The following is a 16,040-nucleotide window of genomic DNA, read 5'->3' as shown; positions in this document are numbered from 1 at the left end:
CCATATATAGTGTAAACAAACCCCTAAATCCACCACATATTGCGGTTTTGTGACGGCGGGGTTCGTTTGCTCAAGGCACAGCTAAGGGCCGAGCGCGGGGCCCGGACTCTCACTCGAAAACTGTGATTTTACGCTGACTTATGACGGCGACGCCGTGGGCGCCTGTCGTTGTCCGGAAGCTATGTGCTTCGGCGCCGCTTCGTCAATCCCTTGTGGGCATCACAAGCGATGAATCGAGATGTTGTGGAGGAAGCGCAGATATGTGGGGAAAAGAGTACACGCAGTCTCCCTGGCCGACGGCGCGCAGAAAGGCGATTCGCTCAAGGCACCAAAGGCTTTGCGGGCAGTTTCTAGGGCTTTCTAGGGGTGCTGCCGAGCCGGCCAGCCAAGCACACGGCCGTGCAGTTCGAGAAGCGGCATCGCCATGCCGAAGAGGCGTCCCTGGCCTTCAGGACAGCCATGCGTTTTGAGCCATTGCGCCTGTTCTGAGGTTTCCACGCCTTCAGCCGTTACCCCGAGGCCGAGGCTCTTGGCGAGCGACAAGATCGCCTCGGCGATCGTCGCATGGGTATCATCAATGCAGACCGAGGTGATGAAGCTCTGCTCGATCTTGAGACGCGTCACCGGATAGCGGGTCAGCATGGAGAGGGAGGCATAGCCGGTGCCGTAATCATCGAAGGCGAGGGAGCAGCCGAGATCGGTGATTCGGTCGAGCCTGGCGAGGGTCGCCTCATCGTTGGACAAAATCACGTGCTCGGTGATCTCGATCTCGAGGAGATGCGCCGGCAGATTGCTTTCCGCGAGACAGCGCTCGATCGTGCGGTCAAGCGCGCCGCTCTGCAACTGGGCTGAAAACAAATTGACGGCGACGCGCAAAGGCTCGCCCTGGGCCGCCAGTTTTGCCGCGTCGAGACAGGCCCGTCGCAGCACCCAGTCTCCCGTCGGTCGCGCCCAGCGACTTTGGGCGAGAATCGGCAGAAAGTCCTTCGGTTCGAGAAGGCCTCGCTCCGGATGACGCCAGCGCAAGAGCGCCTCGGCGCCGATGATGTTTCCATCCTGCAGCGCGACCTGCGGCTGATAGAAGAGATCGAACTCGTCCTCTTTGAGCGCCCGCTCGAATTCATCGCAAAGCTGCTGCCGCCGGTGCAGGCGCTCACGCAATGCAGGCGCGAAGAAGGCCGTTTCACTATGGCCAGCCCGTTTTGCCTCTGTGACGGCAAGATCGGCTTCGACGAGAAGCGTGCCCATGCCTTCGCTGCGCTCTTTGGCAAAAGCGATGCCGATGCCGGCGGAAAGATGCACGCTGCGTTCGGGGGCCGGGAAGGGGAAGGCGAATGCCTCGTGGATCTGTTGCGCCATGGCGAGTGCCTGGCCGTTGTGATCCAATCCGGGGAGGAGCACGCCGAATTCGTCGCTACCAAGGCGGGCGATGGGCGCCTCGTCCGGGATCACATCCCGCAGCCGCCGTGCCACGGCGCGCAGAACCTCGTCGCCGATCGCATGGCCGAATCGGTCGTTGGTATCTTTGAAATTGTCGATGTCGACGATCAGAAAGCCCATGCGCGTCACATGCGCCCCATGCTCTGCGAAGAGCTGAGCGAGCCGCCGCCTGTTCGGAAGACCCGTGAGGTGGTCGTAATGCGCCAGTCGGAAGAGCGTCTCCTGCTGCCAGCGCCGCTCGGTGATGTCGCCAAGCGTGCCGATGATGCGCGAGAGTGCGCCGTTCGCACGGAAGACGAGGCGGGCGGAACATGCGGCCCAGATTGTTTCGGCGGGATCCCCGCGGCGGATGCGGAACTCCGCCTCGAAGCGCTCTTCGCTGCGCCGTGCGACCGCGTCACGGAAGAGAGCCATCAACGCTGGGCGGTCATCGGGATGGAGAACGGCATGGCGTTCCCTCGGGGTGAGGCGAAGGCCCGGACGCTGCAGGAGTTGAGCCGCGGTTTCCGACAGCCAGGTGACGCCTGTCGCAACGTCATATTCCCAGATGCCGAGGCCGGTGCTCTCCAGGGCGAGCCGCAAGCGTTCCTCGCTCAGACTGAGAGCGGCTTCCATCGTGACGTGGTCATGGATGTCGCCGACCGTGCCGACCCATTCCTGTACGCCTCCCTCGTTCGTCATCAGCGGGATGCCGCGCCCGCGTGTCCAGCGATACGAGCCGTCTGACTGACGGAGGCGATAACGCATGTCGAATGGCGACACCTCGGCAAGGCAGCGATGCCACTTTGCGCGCATCGGCTCCTGGTCTTCGGGATGGACCAGCGCGATGCAGGCGAACGGCAAACCCGCCGGAACCTCAATCTGGCGCGTATCCGCGAGTGCTGCCAAAGGCGTTCCGTCCGGCGCTGCGCGCCAGATCAAAAGCGCGCCGGTCTCGGCGATGGCGCGAGCGCTCTCTTCCAGCGAATAGCGCTGCATCTCGCTTCTCGTTGCGGACACCGTGCCTGCCTGCCTTTCCCGTGCTTTGTTCAGCTTGTTTTTGGCAAGATTGACGAGGAGATGGACCGGCGAAGGCCTTTGCTGCGATGCACCCATACGGCCCTTATTCGCCGTGGGGTAGAAATCGGTCGGGCCGTTCGCCTGGACGAATCACTTACCCGGAGATTATCGCTTTTTTATGCGGTGTCTGGAATGAGGCGAAACGTACAAACTGTCGAAAAGCTATGTCTTTTTCGCACTTTGTGTGAAGCCTTCACATCGTCGGAACGGCTTCTCGAACAGGCTCCGGCGAGGGCGTTGGCGGTTGCGAATACGCCTCGATGAAGTCGCCCAAATCGGCGAGGAGAGGCGCTCTGCGCTGCAGCAATGGCAGCAAAGTCCCGATCAGCTCCGCATGGCCGATTTTCGGATAGACGACATGCGTGACGTTCTCGTTGCCGAAGCTGCGTAGCTTTCTGGCGAGGCGTTCCGAATTGGCCGGATCGACGGTCCGGTCCGCGGTGCCGGTGGCGAGAAAGACCGGCGGCGTCGGGCCCTCCACGAAGGCGATCGGTTGGCTTGCCGCGCGCGTCTCCAAGGGAAAGACGCGCTTGTAGCGTTCCTCTTCGAGCGGCAGGAAGTCGTAAGGACCGGCGAGACCGATCGCGCCTTGCACAGCGGTCTCCACCGCGCTGCCGGCTTTTGCGAGATAGCGGCCGTCGAGCGTCAGAAGGAAAGCGATCTGGGCTCCGGCCGAATGTCCGGCGAGAAAGACGGGACGGCGAAGCCCGTCAGCCTTGCCTGAGGCGAGGAAGGCGACGGCCTTCGCCCCGTCTTCGACGAACTGCGGAAAGTGCACGTCCGGATAGAGGCGGTAATCGGGGATTGCGACGTCGCAGCCGAGCGTGGTGAACGCCTGGGCGATGAATCGGTAATCCGCCTTCCTGCCGCTGTCCCATCCGCCGCCATAGAAAAACACCACCAGCGGTGTGTTCTCACGTGGTGATTCGCTCTTGTAGAGATCGAGCTTGTGGCGCGGTCCCACGCCGTACGCGATGTCGGATATCCGCTGATAGCCCCGCTTCGGGGAGGTGAGGTCGGCAAACCGCAAGGCGGCGTCCTGCCAGAGATAGGAAAGTGACAACATGGTGAAGAAGTTGGTGGGAACCTGGCCTCTATTATGGCTGCCGCGGCGAAATGGTTGCGGGAAACCCGCCGCGTTCGTTTGACCCGCTCGTCAAAACGTCTAAAACACGCCCAATTGCCCACCTCCTTAATGGCTGCATGGCGCCCGTCCTCCATATCCTCAACGGTCCAAATCTCAACCGTCTCGGTGTCCGGGAACCGTCGATCTATGGGATGGCTACGCTTGCCGATATCGAAGCGATGTTGCGTGACCGCCTTCAGGAGCGGGGGTACGATTTGATTTTTCGTCAGACCAACCATGAAGGCGAACTCGTCGAGTTCGTCCATGCGGCGGATGGCGCGAAGGGTGTGGTGCTCAATGCGGGCGCCTACACCCATACTTCTGTGGCGCTCGCCGATGCGGTTCGTTCCATCGCTGCGCCCGTCATTGAAGTGCATTTGTCGAACGTCTTCGCTCGCGAAGCGTTCAGACACCATTCTTATATCGCGCCGGTGGCGCAGGGTGTGGTCTGTGGCTTCGGCGCGCAGTCCTACTGGCTGGCAGCCGAAGCGCTGATCGAGATGAACGAGGCCGGGAGGCTTGAGACTTAGGCATGGCTGAAAAGAAGCGTGCGATCGACAAGGAGCTGGTGCGTGAGCTGGCCGAGCTCCTGAAGGAAACCGAGCTTTCCGAGATCGAAATCGAAAACGAAGATTTGCGCATCCGCGTGGCGCGCAATCTGGGGCCGGCGCCGGCGGCGAATTATGCCGTCTCCGTGCCGGCGGAAGCTGCACCCTCCGCACGCGACGCGGCGGATGCATCGGAAGCGATGGACGATCCGAGCCGGCATCCGGGCTGTGTTCCTTCGCCCATGGTGGGCACGGTCTACCGTGCGCCCGCGCCAGGCGCGCGGCCTTTCGTCGAAATCGGCGATACGGTGCGCGAAGGCCAGACGGTCCTCATCGTGGAAGCGATGAAGCACATGAACGAAGTCGCGGCTCCGCATTCCGGACGCGTCAGCGCCGTCCTCGTCGAGGATGGCCAGCCGGTGGAATACGGCGAGCCCCTGTTGATCATCGAATGAGACGAACAGGCGGGCCGATGTTTTCCAAGGTTCTGATCGCCAATCGCGGGGAAATCGCACTCAGGATCCTGCGTGCCTGCAAGGAGCTGGGCGTGCAGACCGTGGCTGTACACTCGACCGCCGATGCGGACGCCATGCATGTGCGTCTCGCCGACGAGAGCGTGTGTATCGGTCCGCCCTCGGCTTCCCAGAGTTATCTCAACATTCCGACGATCGTCTCCGCCTGCGAGATCACTGGCGCAGACGCCGTGCATCCAGGCTACGGCTTTCTGTCGGAAAACGCGCGCTTTGCCGATATTCTCGCCGCCCACGGCATCACCTTCATCGGCCCGACGGCCGAACACATCCGCCTGATGGGCGACAAGGTGCAGGCCAAGGAAACGGCGATGGCGCTCGGCATCCCCGTCGTCCCAGGCTCCAAGGGCGCGATCACCGATGCCGCCGAAGCCTCGCGGATCGCCGCCGAAGTCGGCTACCCCGTCCTCTTGAAGGCCGCAGCCGGTGGCGGTGGCCGCGGCATGAAGGTGGCCAACGGGCCCGATGAAGTGGCGTCGGCGCTCGCAACCGCCAAAGCCGAAGCGATGGCCGCCTTCGGCGACGATTCCATGTATGTGGAAAAATACCTCGCCAATCCGCGCCACATCGAGGTGCAGGTGATGGGCGACGGCGAGGGGACCGCGATCCATCTCGGCGAGCGTGATTGTTCGTTGCAGCGTCGCCACCAGAAGGTCTGGGAAGAGGCGCCGTCTCCCGCCCTCAACGAGGAAGAGCGCAGCCGCATCGGCGAGACCGTCGCCAATGCCATGGCCAATCTCGGCTACCGAGGCGCCGGCACCGTCGAATTCCTCTACGAGAACGGCGAGTTCTATTTCATCGAAATGAACACCCGTCTGCAGGTGGAGCATCCGGTGACGGAAGCGGTGACGGGCATCGATCTCGTCGTCGAACAGCTTCGGGTCGCCGCCGGTTCGCCTCTCTCCGTGCGCCAGGAAGACGTGGTCATAAGGGGCCACGCCATCGAATGCCGCATCAACGCGGAGAACCCGGAGACGTTTTCGCCTTCTCCGGGCCGCATCAGCTATTATCACCCGCCGGGCGGCCTCGGCGTGCGCGTCGATTCGGCCGTCTATCAGGGCTATCGGGTGCCGCCGCATTACGACAGCCTGATCGGCAAGCTGATCGTCTATGGGCGCACGCGAGTGGAATGCATGATGCGCCTGCGCCGCGCCCTCGACGAGTTCGTTGTCGATGGCATCGAGACGACGCTGCCGCTCTTCCGTGATCTTGTGGCGAATGCCGATATCGCCAATGGCGCGTATGATATCCGCTGGCTCGAGAAGTTTCTGGCGGAAACGAGCTCGCGCGACAAGCTGATCGCCTGAGCCGATGCGCGGCGAAGACGCATTCGCCATTACGCCCGATATTCTGCTCAAGGCCTATGCCTGCGGCATCTTTCCGATGGCCGATTCGGCCGACGATCCGAATCTGTTTTGGGTCGAGCCGCACGAGCGGGGCATCATCCCGCTCGAGACTTTTCATGTGCCGCGCAGGCTCAGGCGGACCATGCGCTCAGGGCTTTTCGAGATCCGCGTCGACACCGATTTCAACGCGGTGATCGGCGGATGCGCCAGGCGGCGTCCGGGGCGCCGCTCGACATGGATCAACGGCGAGATCCGCCGTCTCTTCGGCGCGCTCTTCCGGCGCGGCTATGTGCATACGGTTGAGACCTGGCAGAAGGGTCAGCTGGTCGGCGGCCTCTATGGCCTGTCGCTGGGCGGTGCCTTTTTCGGCGAGAGCATGTTCTCCGACGCCCGCGATGCGTCGAAGGTGGCGCTCGTCGCCCTCGTCGAACGTTTGCGCGCGGGCGGCTACGCGCTCCTCGACACGCAATTCACGACCTCGCATCTCGAAACCTTCGGCGCCGTGTCCGTGTCGCGTGCGCGCTATCAGGAGATGCTGGAAGAGGCGCTTCAGGTGGAGGCCGACTTCTTCCGTCTCGACAAAATGGATCAGAGTTCGGCCGAAGAGACGGAAGGCGGGGGCGGCCCTGGGGGCCGCGCTTAGTCTTCCGGTGGGGCTTCTTCCTCGGTCCCCTCACTGCTGTCCGGCGCGAGCTCAGGCAAAGCATCGGGCCCGCGCGGCTCTTCGCTCATTTCGTCGACGCTGGCCTTACAATTGACGAGCCACACGTCGTAGACCGGATGCTCGACGGCGTGCAGGCCGGGGCTCGAGGCGAACATCCAGCCGGTGAAGATGCGCTGCACTTCGTTGGACAGCGTGATCTCGTCGATCTCGACGAACGCCGTCGTCTGCTCCGGCTCCGTCGGCGGGCGCGTATTGCACACCCGCGGCGTCACCTGCAGCGCACCGAATTGCACGGTTTCGTCGATCCGCACATCGAAGGTGATGATCCGGCCGGTGATCTTGTCGAGGCCGCGAAACACGGCCACGGGATTCTTGATGGGCTCTGCCGCTGCAGCCTGAATCGACATGGCGATCGCAAGAGCGGCGAGAAAAATCCGCGTCATAAAAGATATCCGTTCAAAGGGAACGCGATCCGAAGAGTTCCGCTTGGCGCCTAGGGCGCTGTGCAAAGACACCCTTTGTGAGGCAGGATCAGGGCGTCCACGGCTCGTAATCGCCGGTGACGTTGGGGCGCGTTTCCGGCGTCGTGAGGGAGCCCGGCGGATGATAGGCGCCGGCGGTGCCGGTCATGTTCGGCCGATGCGGTTTCTCCCAGGCTGGCGCAGTGTAGCTCTCGTCCGTCGGCGGGATGTCCGTGCGATAATGCAGCCAGCCGTACCATCCCGGCGGCACGCGTGATGCTTCCGGATCGCCGTTGTAAAGCACCCAGCGAGAATTGGTCTTCCGGTGCCGGTAATAGCGGTTCCCGGCATCGTCCTCGCCGACGAAGATGCCTTTGCGCCAAGTGAAGAAGCGCGTGTTGAGGGTCGCGTCGTGCCACCAGGTGAAAAGATGCAGGAAAAACTTCTTCATACGGCCGCTACCCTTTGTTCAAACTCGCGCTCTGACATCAACGCCTCGTCCCCGTCAGTGCCTCCTGCCCAGCAACTCTCTCAGCAACTGAGCGTGTTGCCACCGCATTTGCGCGCAGCGGAAACCTTCTGCTGCAATTGGTCGAAGCCGACCGCGCCCGGAACGGCCTCGTCGGCGATGATGTAGGACGGCGTGCCCGAAATATCGAGAGCGCGCGCCAGAGACTGCACCTCGGTCAGGTTTTCGTCGACGGAGCTCTCGCCGGCCTTGGCCTCGATCGCCGCGACATCGAGATTGAGATCGCGGACCACATCGAGCGCCTTGGCACGGTCCGCCTGGCCACCGCGCGTCATCATTTCCCGATGAAAATCGCTATAGCTGTCCGGAGCGACGACGTCGACGGCAACGGCGATCCTGGCGGCCTGCACCGAGCCTTCGGAGAGGATCGGGAACTCCTTCAACACCATCTTGAGGTCGGGATTGTTGTCGATGAGCGCCATCATGTCGGGATAGGCGCGGCGGCAATAGCCGCAATTGTAATCGAAGAACTCCACGAGCGTGACCGCACCGTCCGGATTGCCGAGCACGACCTGGTTCTTGGAATTGAACAGCTGGTCCTGCATGCGCGTGATCGTCTCGCTCTGCTGGCTCCGGGCTTCTTCGACGCGCTTGTTCTGCAGCGCCATGAGCGCCTCTTCGATGACCTCCGGATTGGAGACCAGATAATCGCGCACCAGTTGTTGTGTCGCGCCGGTGCTGTCCTCGGAGACGGCACCCTGCTCGGTCGCTGCGGGCGATGTCTCAGATCCGCTCGTCTGGCTGATCACATAACCGACCGAAACGGCAAGGATCAAAGCTGCAGCGACGATCGAGGCGTAGAAGATACGAAGCGCGTTCATACGGAATACCTGGCTGTGTTCTGTTCCATCAGGACTTAGCGTTGGGTGTCAGGCGGCTTATAGGTGAGAATGTCATCGGCCTGCAGCCATTCCGGCGAGCCGCGCTTCACCTTCGCTTGAACCCGTTTGGCGTAGCTCTGCGCTGTCCTGACGTCGCCGTCAATGAGAAGGCCGTTGGCCGTGGCAAGTTCAGCCTGTGGGATATGGCCCTGACGGGCATAGGCCATCGCGAGATAGCGATATCCGAGAGAGGAAAGCGGCTCGCTGGTGACGCCCGCCCGCAAATGACCGATCGCCTCGCCAAGAAGATTGTCACGGCCCGTCTCCAGGATCGCGTGACCGAGCAGGATGCGGATGAGGCCGGCATCCGGCACCAGCGAATACGCTTGCCGCAACGGCGCGACGGCGGCATCGGCCTTGCCGGATTCCAGGAGCGCCTGCCCCTTCAATTCGTAGAAATAGGGATTTTTCGGATCGCTCCTGATGAGGGCGTCGATCTGGCCAAGCGCATTGCGCACGCCTCCCGTGCGGTAGGCGAGGATCGCATGGGCATAGGCGGACGGCAGCGTCTTCTGTGAGCGCGGAAAGCGCTGCTCCACCCGCGCAGGCGATTCCGTATAGCCGGAGAGTTTTGCTCGCATCATATCGTGGCGAAGCTGCAGCGAAGGGGGATCCTTGGCATCCCAATACTGGCTCTTGGCTGCAATCGTCTCCAGCTGCGCGATGCGTTCGGCCGGCATCGGGTGCGATTGCACGTAGGGATCGACATATTGCGCCGAAAACAGCGACTGGTCGGCGAATCGGCGGAAGGTCTTGATCATGCCTTTTGCCGATTGATGGGTGGCATTGAGATAGGTGAGCGCCGCACGGTCGGCCGAGATTTCCTGAGCTCGCCGATAGCTGAGGACGGAGCGCATGGCCATGCCCGGTCCCGCCGTCATGGCCGCCGCGCCCCCGCGCCCGACGGCACTGGAGCCGGCGGCGGCTCCGGCCACCATCGCACCGGCGCTCAGGATCGAGGCGATGGCGCCGATCGCCTGGGCGCGGGCCATTTCGTTGCGAAGGTTCTGAAGGTGTCCGCCCGCGAGATGTCCCGTCTCGTGGGCAATGACGCCGATGATCTCGTTGGGTGTCTCCGCCTCCAAGAGCGCGCCCGAATTGATGTACATGCGCCGCCCGCTCGCCACGAAGGCGTTGAAGTCGCGGTCGTCGATGATGACGATCTGCGCGCCTGACGACCCGATGCCGGCTGCCCGAAAAATCGGTCGGGCATAATCCATCAAAAGGGCCTCGATCTCGGCATCGCGGATGATCTTCATCTTCCGCTGCTGCGCCGAAGCCGTCTCGGGCTGTGCGGCAAAGGCGAGGCTTGCGGCTAGGCCGAGACTGAAGACGGCCTTTGCGGTGTGGCGGAAGCGGCGCAGGAGGATCGAGGTCATGGCGCGGAAAGGGGACGCAGATGGCCGGTGATGCTGTTCACGGATGCAACTTCACGCTAGGAATTGCGGAACGGCCGGTCAATCGTTCTCAGGCTTGGTCCAAGATTAGCATCGACAAAGGGCAAACAATGTGGCGTGCAGATGACGCAGGAGGACACGTGTTCCCACGCAAGCCGTCCCTGCGCAGCGCGGTGGAACCGTTCATCGCAATGGATGTGCTCTCCGCCGCCGCGAAACTTGAGAGCGAAGGCCGCGACATCGTTCACATGGAAGTCGGCCAGCCCGGCGCGCCGGCGCCCGCAGGGGTTCTGGAAGCTGCACGCGCCGCCCTCCAGGATGGCCGCCTCGGCTACACCGAAGCGCTCGGCATTCGTTCCCTGCGACAGAGGATCGCCCGCCATTATGGCGAAACCTACGGCATCGACCTCGATCCGGAACGGGTGGCGGTGACGACGGGCTCTTCGGCCGGCTTCATGCTCGCCTTCCTGGGGGCTTTCGATGCCGGAGCGCGTATCGCCATGGCGGCGCCCGGCTATCCGGCCTACCGCAACATTCTCTCCGTGCTCGGGCTCGAGGCCGTCGAAATCCCGGTCGGTCCCGATACGCACTGGATCCTGACGCCCGACCATTTGCGGCGCGCACATCGCGAAACGCCGCTGTCAGGTCTTTTGATCGCAAGTCCGGCCAACCCGACCGGCACCATGACCCCGCCTGAGGAACTCGAGGCGCTGGTCGCCACCTGCAACGAACTCGGTATCCGGTTCATTTCCGACGAGATTTATCACGGTCTCGATTTTGCCGGCCGCGCGGAAACGGCGCTGAGGTTTTCCGACGAAGCGATTGTGATCAATTCGTTCTCGAAATATTACTGCATGACCGGCTGGCGCATTGGCTGGATGGTGCTGCCCGAATATCTCGTGCGGCCGATGGAGTGTCTGGCGCAGTCGCTCTACATTTCCGTGCCGGATCTGTCACAGCGCGCGGCGATCGCCGCCTTCGACTGCACGCCGGAGCTGGAAGCGATCAAGGCCGGTTACGCGCGCAATCGCACGCTTCTTCTGGAGCGTATGCCGAAACTCGGCTTCGAGGCGATACCGCCGGCCGACGGTGCCTTCTACGTCTACGCGTCTGTCGCCCGCTTCACCAACGATTCGACGAGCTTTGCCCGTCGCATGCTTGAGGAGGCAGGCATCGCTGCCACGCCCGGCGCCGATTTCGATCCGGCGCGCGGCCACCTGACCATGCGCTTCTCCTTCGCAGGCGCGGAGGAGGCGATGCAGGAAGGGCTGAGCCGCCTGGAGCGGTGGCTGGCCTGATGAGCGCTTCAGATCAGCGCTTCTGAGCCGCCTTGGCCTGAGCGCTTTTCATCGTGGCAGCGGCCCGGACAGCCGGAATGCCGATCTGCTGATAGCGCTGGCGCAGCCGCTCTGCGACTTGTTGATCGTGATGTTGCGACTGGAAAGCCGTCTCTTTTCGGTCGTGCATCTTGAAGGTCCATTCCGCAGTGGCGGTGTTGAAATTGTGGGCCTCGTAGACTTAAAGCGCTCTTAACGGCAATCCGAAATCGACACCTGCGGCGCTTCGCGCAACACTTTGTTTTAGTTCTCGGTTTCGGCGAGAGGCGTCACGATCTGAGCATCGGATTGCATACGCCGCAAAACGTCAATCGAGGCGTGCGCGAAATCCTTCAATTCCTCGTCGATCGCCGCCTCGGCCTCATAATGGAAGCCGTCATCATCGTGGCTGACGGCGATGAGAACATCCTCCTCCCCATCGGGCAGACGCACCATCGCCTTCTCCGTGGCCTCGCCGTCGCCGGAAAAACTCGGCAGGACGAAAAGCAGGTCTCCGCCTGAGGTCTCGGCCGCGTGGCGCACCAGGTCGATCCAGGAGGCGGTGTCGCCGTCGGCCATGTCGAGAGCCATCTCGAAATCCAACTGCGGCAGAGAGAAACTGTCTTCGCGTTTGTCTTTGCCGTTGCCGGCTTCGATGCCGGCGAGAGTTTCTTGAGCCATACGAAGCGCCTAACGCCTGTCTTGGGAAAGAGTTCGACACGATTGCGGCTTTTTGCGAGCCGAGAGACAATGCGCTCACGCTGCAGCGCTCAATTGTGCTGGGCGATGACATAACGCCGAAAGGCGAGAGGGAGGAACAACATGCACGGTCTCATGCAAGACTGGCCCTTGAACTGCCATCGCATCCTCGATCATGCCGCGACCTATCATGGCGACCGCGAGGTGGTGTCGCGGCTCGTGGAAGGGGAGATTCATCGCACAACTTACCGTGAGATCAGGCGACGGGCCCTGAAGCTGTCGCAGCAGCTGACGGCGCATGGGATCCGGCTCGGCGACCGGGTGGCGACGCTCGGCTGGAACACGATGCGCCATCTCGAAGTCTGGTACGGCGTGATGGGCATCGGCGCGATCTGCCACACCGTCAATCCGCGCCTCTTTGCCGAGCAGATCACCTACATCATCAACCACGCGGAAGACCGGCTTCTCTTCACGGACCTCACTTTCGTGCCGCTCGTTGAGAAGCTGAAGGATGCTCTGCCCACCCTGGAGAAGGTGATCGTGATGAGCGATCGGGCGCATCTGCCGTCTTCTTCGCTCGATCTCGTCCCGTATGACGAATGGCTCGACGAAGTGGACGGGGATTTTGCCTGGGAGAGCTTCGACGAAAACACCGCTGCCGGCATGTGCTACACCTCCGGCACGACGGGCGTTCCGAAGGGCGTCATCTATTCGCATCGCTCCAACGTCCTGCATGCGATGGTCGCGAGCCTTCCCGACATGATCGATTTGTCGAGCAGTGACCGGATCATGCCGGTCGTGCCGATGTTTCATGCCAATTGCTGGGCGATCTGTTTTGCCGCCCCCATGGTGGGCGCCGGAATGGTGATGCCCGGGCCGAAAATGGATGGCGCGTCCATTTACCAGCTTCTCGACGAGGAGAAGGTGACGGTGACCGCCGCCGTGCCGACGGTATGGATGATGCTTCTGTCTTACCTGGAGGAGACAGGCAGCAAGCTTCCGCATCTCGAGCGGGTGGTCATCGGCGGATCGGCTTGTCCGCGTGCGGTCATCGAGAAGTTCCAGAACAATTACGATGTGGAGGTCATCCACGCCTGGGGCATGACGGAGACGAGCCCGCTCGGAACGGTGTGCACGCTGACCCCGGAATATCAGGGTCTCAAGGGCGAAGCGCGTCTCGACGTGCTGCAGAAACAGGGGCATCCGCCCTTCACGGTCGAGATGAAGGTCACCGACGATGCCGGTGAGCCGCTGCCCTGGGACGGCAAGACTTTCGGGCGCCTGAAGGTCCGCGGACCCGCCGTCGCGAAAGCCTATTTCAAAGGCGAGGGCGGTCCGCTTCTTGACGAGCAAGGCTTCTTCGATACGGGCGACGTCGCGCATATCGACCCTTACGGCTATATGCAGATCACCGACCGCTCCAAGGACGTGATCAAATCGGGCGGCGAATGGATCTCGTCGATCGAACTCGAAAATGCGGCGGTCGCTCATCCCGATGTCGCCGAAGCCGCTGTGATTGGCGTCGCCAACGAGAAATGGGGCGAGCGCCCGCTCCTCATCATCGTGCCGAAGAAGGATGTGCGGCCCGAAAGGGAAGACATTCTTGACTTCGTTCGCCAGAGAGTGGCCAAGTGGGCCGCTCCCGACGATGTTGCCTTCGTTGAGGAAATCCCACACACGGCGACCGGCAAGATCCAGAAGATGGCGCTGCGCGATCAGTTCCGCGATTACCGCCCGGCCGTCGAAGCCTAGGATAAGACGATAAGTGGCTGCGCGTCCGCCGATCCGACATTCCCGATCCGCAAGGTGGGCGCGCAGGCTCGCTGTCCTGTCGTTGCCGGTCCTGGTCCTGACGGGGCTTGGCAATCGCTTCGGCTTGATGCCGACGGAAGCCGTCGCGCCGACCGTTGCGCTCGGCTATGGCCTGGCACTCGTCGCCTTCGCGCTGGCGGTGTTTGCGCTGGTGCGCATCTGGAATGCCAGCGACGAAGGTGCCGGGCAGGCCTTTTCGGCACTCTTCTTCGCCGCCCCCGCCCTCGTCCTTTTCGGCCTCGCGATGGGGGCGCTGGTCATTTACCCGCCGCTCAACGACATCACCACGGATGTGGACGATCCGCCCCGCTTCTGGACGCATCCCCATGAGGCGATCTCGCTCGCCGATGCGCAGAGCCAGGCTTCAGCCTATCCGCGGCTCACAGCGCGCTTTTATCCGCTAACGGTCGAGCGCGTGTTTGCCGCCGCGCAGGCCGTCGTGAAAGATCGGGGCTGGAAAGTCGAAGAAAGCCTGGATCCGGTCGAGGGCGAAGGCATCGCGACGATCGAGACAGTCGCCCGCACGATCCTCTTTGCCTTTCCCGATGATGTGGTGATCCGCATCGCGCCCACGACCGACGGCGACATTGATGGCGCGATTGTCGATATGCGGTCGGCCTCACGCTTCGGACGCCACGATCTCGGCAAGAACGCGCGCCGCATCAAGGATTTTCTGCGTGATCTCGACGGCGTGTTGCAGGGGACGATTGAGGTCGAACCGGCTCCCGAAGACGAGGAAGAGGAGCGCTTCGGTCCGCTTCCGAGGCCGGAGCCGCCGAGTTCGTGAGAGAACTGAACGTCGCCTTACGGGTTTTCGGGTGAATGCACCGGGGGACGTTCCCAGATGTGTTTGGATCGAAAGCTTGCCGCGGTGGCGGCTGCAAGGGCCGCGCTTCCCAAAAACATGGACATCGGACCGTACGCGTCAGAGGCGATTCCGGCGATCGCCGGCCCGACGATACTGCCCGTAGCCACGGCAAGCAGCACGGCGGTGAAGCTTTGCGAGGGCAGGGACGGGAAGAGCCGGTCCGACCAAAAGGACAACGCCGCACTCATCATCATGACGTAGAGGCCTTGAAGCGCGGCCGAGAGGATGATGCCGGCGAAGGTCGTTGGCCATAAGGCGATGAGGGCGAAAGACAGGGCGCACGCCAGCATAAGGAGGCGGAGCAGCCACGCCAGGCCCATCATCGCCTTGACGTTCGCCGTGCAGAGGCCGAGCAGGCCGGCGATGCCGTAGCAGACGAAAACGAGGCCGCCCGAGGCGTTTCTCGGAAGACCCGCCACCCCGCCGGCCTGTGCGATCCGATCTGCCGCAAACGAGATATAGATGGCCGAGGTGATCCCGTAGCACAGGCCGATGCCGAAAAGCGGCATGGCCGAGCGGCGAAACAGCACGCGCCATCGTTCCGCGACCCCTGGGCCCGGCGTTCCGGCGACCTCCCGCAACGCCGCCCAATTGCCGGCAAGCGCAAGCGCACTGGCGATGGCGAACATCGCCCAGCACAAACGCCACGAAATCCCGCTGGTGCTGATGATCAGTGCGGCGGTTCCCGCGGCGGCGACGCCGAGGCTGGTGCCTGTGCTGACGGAGGAAAGCGCAGTCGGCCGAGACCAATCGTCCACTGTCCGGTGGACCGCGTTGTTGAACGGCGTCCACGCGAAGCCGGCGCTCGACATGGCGAGAAGAACACCGAATGACAGCACGGTGAAGTTCGAAGCCGCCGCGACGATCCCGGTGCCGATGGTCGCTGCGAGCAGACCGGAAATCACGGGCAGTCGCGGGCCTTTGCGGGTCGTCATCGCTTGCGAGATCAAAAGTCCCGCGAAGAAGCCGAAGAAGCCCAGGCTCGATATGAGACCCGCCGTCTGGGTTGAAATCCCGAATGCCGACCTGAACTCCGGCAGGAACAGGCCAAACCCCATGCGGGCCGGCCCATAGGCGATGGCCGTTGCTGCGAAACCGGCGGCGGACAACTTCCAAAACGGCGTCATGCCGAGGCGAACGACGAGATATGGAAAAGGTTCGCCTCGACGTGCAGCCGTTGTCGACGTGCTGTCTTGCAGGCCCGCAGAATATTCTGTGATCGCTGCGGCCAATATCCTCGTGACTTAGAGCGGGCCGCCCGTCTCTGGAGATTTGACCGCGCTTTCCTCCCGTTCCGCAGGCTCGGTTCCGGCGTGGTCCGGCATCGGAGCTTTGCCGCCTCCCGGCGGGACGGCGGTGTAGTC

16 protein-coding genes are annotated in these 16,040 nt (G+C 62.7%); 7 read left to right on the top strand and 9 right to left on the bottom strand.

Annotation, left to right across the window (positions count from 1 at the left end; translation table 11 throughout):
* Positions 1-360: 360 nt before the first annotated feature.
* Positions 361-2,418 carry a putative bifunctional diguanylate cyclase/phosphodiesterase gene (locus NYQ83_RS06530; protein WP_261213440.1) on the bottom strand — a complete coding sequence of 686 codons (2,058 nt, stop codon included), beginning with the start codon at positions 2,416-2,418 and terminating at the stop codon, positions 361-363.
* Between the two features lie 274 nt (positions 2,419-2,692).
* Positions 2,693-3,565, bottom strand: coding sequence for an alpha/beta hydrolase (locus NYQ83_RS06525; protein ID WP_261213438.1), 873 nt, complete (start codon positions 3,563-3,565; stop codon positions 2,693-2,695).
* 137 nt (positions 3,566-3,702) lie between these two features.
* Between NYQ83_RS06525 and aroQ the strand changes: the two genes are divergently transcribed.
* Genes aroQ through aat form a run of 4 tightly spaced genes read left to right on the top strand, consistent with a single transcriptional unit; the run spans position 3,703 to position 6,692 of the window.
* Positions 3,703-4,155: a type II 3-dehydroquinate dehydratase gene (gene aroQ / locus NYQ83_RS06520; RefSeq protein WP_128292463.1), complete on the top strand. Its 453-nt coding sequence runs from the start codon at positions 3,703-3,705 to the stop codon at positions 4,153-4,155.
* Between the two features lie 2 nt (positions 4,156-4,157).
* A complete protein-coding gene (gene accB, locus NYQ83_RS06515; protein WP_234630401.1) occupies positions 4,158-4,628 on the top strand; it encodes an acetyl-CoA carboxylase biotin carboxyl carrier protein in 471 nt (156 codons plus the stop codon).
* A 17-nt stretch (positions 4,629-4,645) separates the two neighbouring features.
* Positions 4,646-6,010, top strand: a complete 1,365-nt coding sequence (gene accC / locus NYQ83_RS06510; protein ID WP_128292465.1) for an acetyl-CoA carboxylase biotin carboxylase subunit — start codon at positions 4,646-4,648, stop codon at positions 6,008-6,010.
* Positions 6,011-6,014: 4 nt separating this feature from the next.
* On the top strand, positions 6,015-6,692 hold the full coding sequence (gene aat / locus NYQ83_RS06505) for a leucyl/phenylalanyl-tRNA--protein transferase (RefSeq protein WP_261213435.1): 678 nt from the start codon (positions 6,015-6,017) through the stop codon (positions 6,690-6,692).
* Here aat and NYQ83_RS06500 read toward each other — a convergent pair.
* The 4 genes from NYQ83_RS06500 to NYQ83_RS06485 form a co-directional block, all read right to left on the bottom strand.
* Positions 6,689-7,156, bottom strand: coding sequence for a DUF2155 domain-containing protein (locus tag NYQ83_RS06500; protein WP_261213433.1), 468 nt, complete (start codon positions 7,154-7,156; stop codon positions 6,689-6,691). The genes aat and NYQ83_RS06500 overlap by 4 nt on opposite strands.
* Before the next feature lie 88 nt (positions 7,157-7,244).
* Positions 7,245-7,625 carry an NADH:ubiquinone oxidoreductase subunit NDUFA12 gene (locus NYQ83_RS06495; RefSeq protein WP_128292468.1) on the bottom strand — a complete coding sequence of 127 codons (381 nt, stop codon included), beginning with the start codon at positions 7,623-7,625 and terminating at the stop codon, positions 7,245-7,247.
* A gap of 80 nt (positions 7,626-7,705) precedes the next feature.
* Entirely contained in the window at positions 7,706-8,524 is an 819-nt protein-coding gene (locus NYQ83_RS06490) for a DsbA family protein (protein WP_261213430.1), read from the bottom strand.
* A 35-nt stretch (positions 8,525-8,559) separates the two neighbouring features.
* On the bottom strand, positions 8,560-9,963 hold the full coding sequence (locus NYQ83_RS06485) for a M48 family metalloprotease (RefSeq protein WP_261213429.1): 1,404 nt from the start codon (positions 9,961-9,963) through the stop codon (positions 8,560-8,562).
* 128 nt (positions 9,964-10,091) lie between these two features.
* Between NYQ83_RS06485 and NYQ83_RS06480 the strand changes: the two genes are divergently transcribed.
* A complete protein-coding gene (locus NYQ83_RS06480; RefSeq protein WP_409976958.1) occupies positions 10,092-11,279 on the top strand; it encodes a pyridoxal phosphate-dependent aminotransferase in 1,188 nt (395 codons plus the stop codon).
* A 13-nt stretch (positions 11,280-11,292) separates the two neighbouring features.
* On the opposite strand, the gene NYQ83_RS06475 is transcribed toward NYQ83_RS06480, so the two are convergent.
* Positions 11,293-11,448 (bottom strand): hypothetical protein, encoded by a 156-nt coding sequence (locus NYQ83_RS06475; protein WP_261213427.1) that lies wholly within the window; start codon positions 11,446-11,448, stop codon positions 11,293-11,295.
* A gap of 113 nt (positions 11,449-11,561) precedes the next feature.
* A complete protein-coding gene (locus NYQ83_RS06470; RefSeq protein ID WP_261213426.1) occupies positions 11,562-11,978 on the bottom strand; it encodes a hypothetical protein in 417 nt (138 codons plus the stop codon).
* A gap of 141 nt (positions 11,979-12,119) precedes the next feature.
* Between NYQ83_RS06470 and NYQ83_RS06465 the strand changes: the two genes are divergently transcribed.
* Positions 12,120-13,748 carry a long-chain-fatty-acid--CoA ligase gene (locus tag NYQ83_RS06465; protein WP_261213424.1) on the top strand — a complete coding sequence of 543 codons (1,629 nt, stop codon included), beginning with the start codon at positions 12,120-12,122 and terminating at the stop codon, positions 13,746-13,748.
* A gap of 13 nt (positions 13,749-13,761) precedes the next feature.
* Positions 13,762-14,595, top strand: coding sequence for a DUF1499 domain-containing protein (locus tag NYQ83_RS06460; RefSeq protein WP_261213422.1), 834 nt, complete (start codon positions 13,762-13,764; stop codon positions 14,593-14,595).
* Positions 14,596-14,612: 17 nt separating this feature from the next.
* Here the strand turns inward: NYQ83_RS06460 and NYQ83_RS06455 are convergent, their stop codons facing one another.
* Positions 14,613-15,803 carry an MFS transporter gene (locus NYQ83_RS06455; RefSeq protein ID WP_261213420.1) on the bottom strand — a complete coding sequence of 397 codons (1,191 nt, stop codon included), beginning with the start codon at positions 15,801-15,803 and terminating at the stop codon, positions 14,613-14,615.
* Positions 15,804-16,040 lie beyond the last annotated feature (237 nt).

It is taken from the genome of Afifella sp. JA880, assembly GCF_025379905.1.
Lineage (GTDB): Bacteria > Pseudomonadota > Alphaproteobacteria > Rhizobiales > Afifellaceae > Afifella > Afifella aestuarii.
This window is presented reverse-complemented; position numbering and strand designations above follow the sequence as displayed.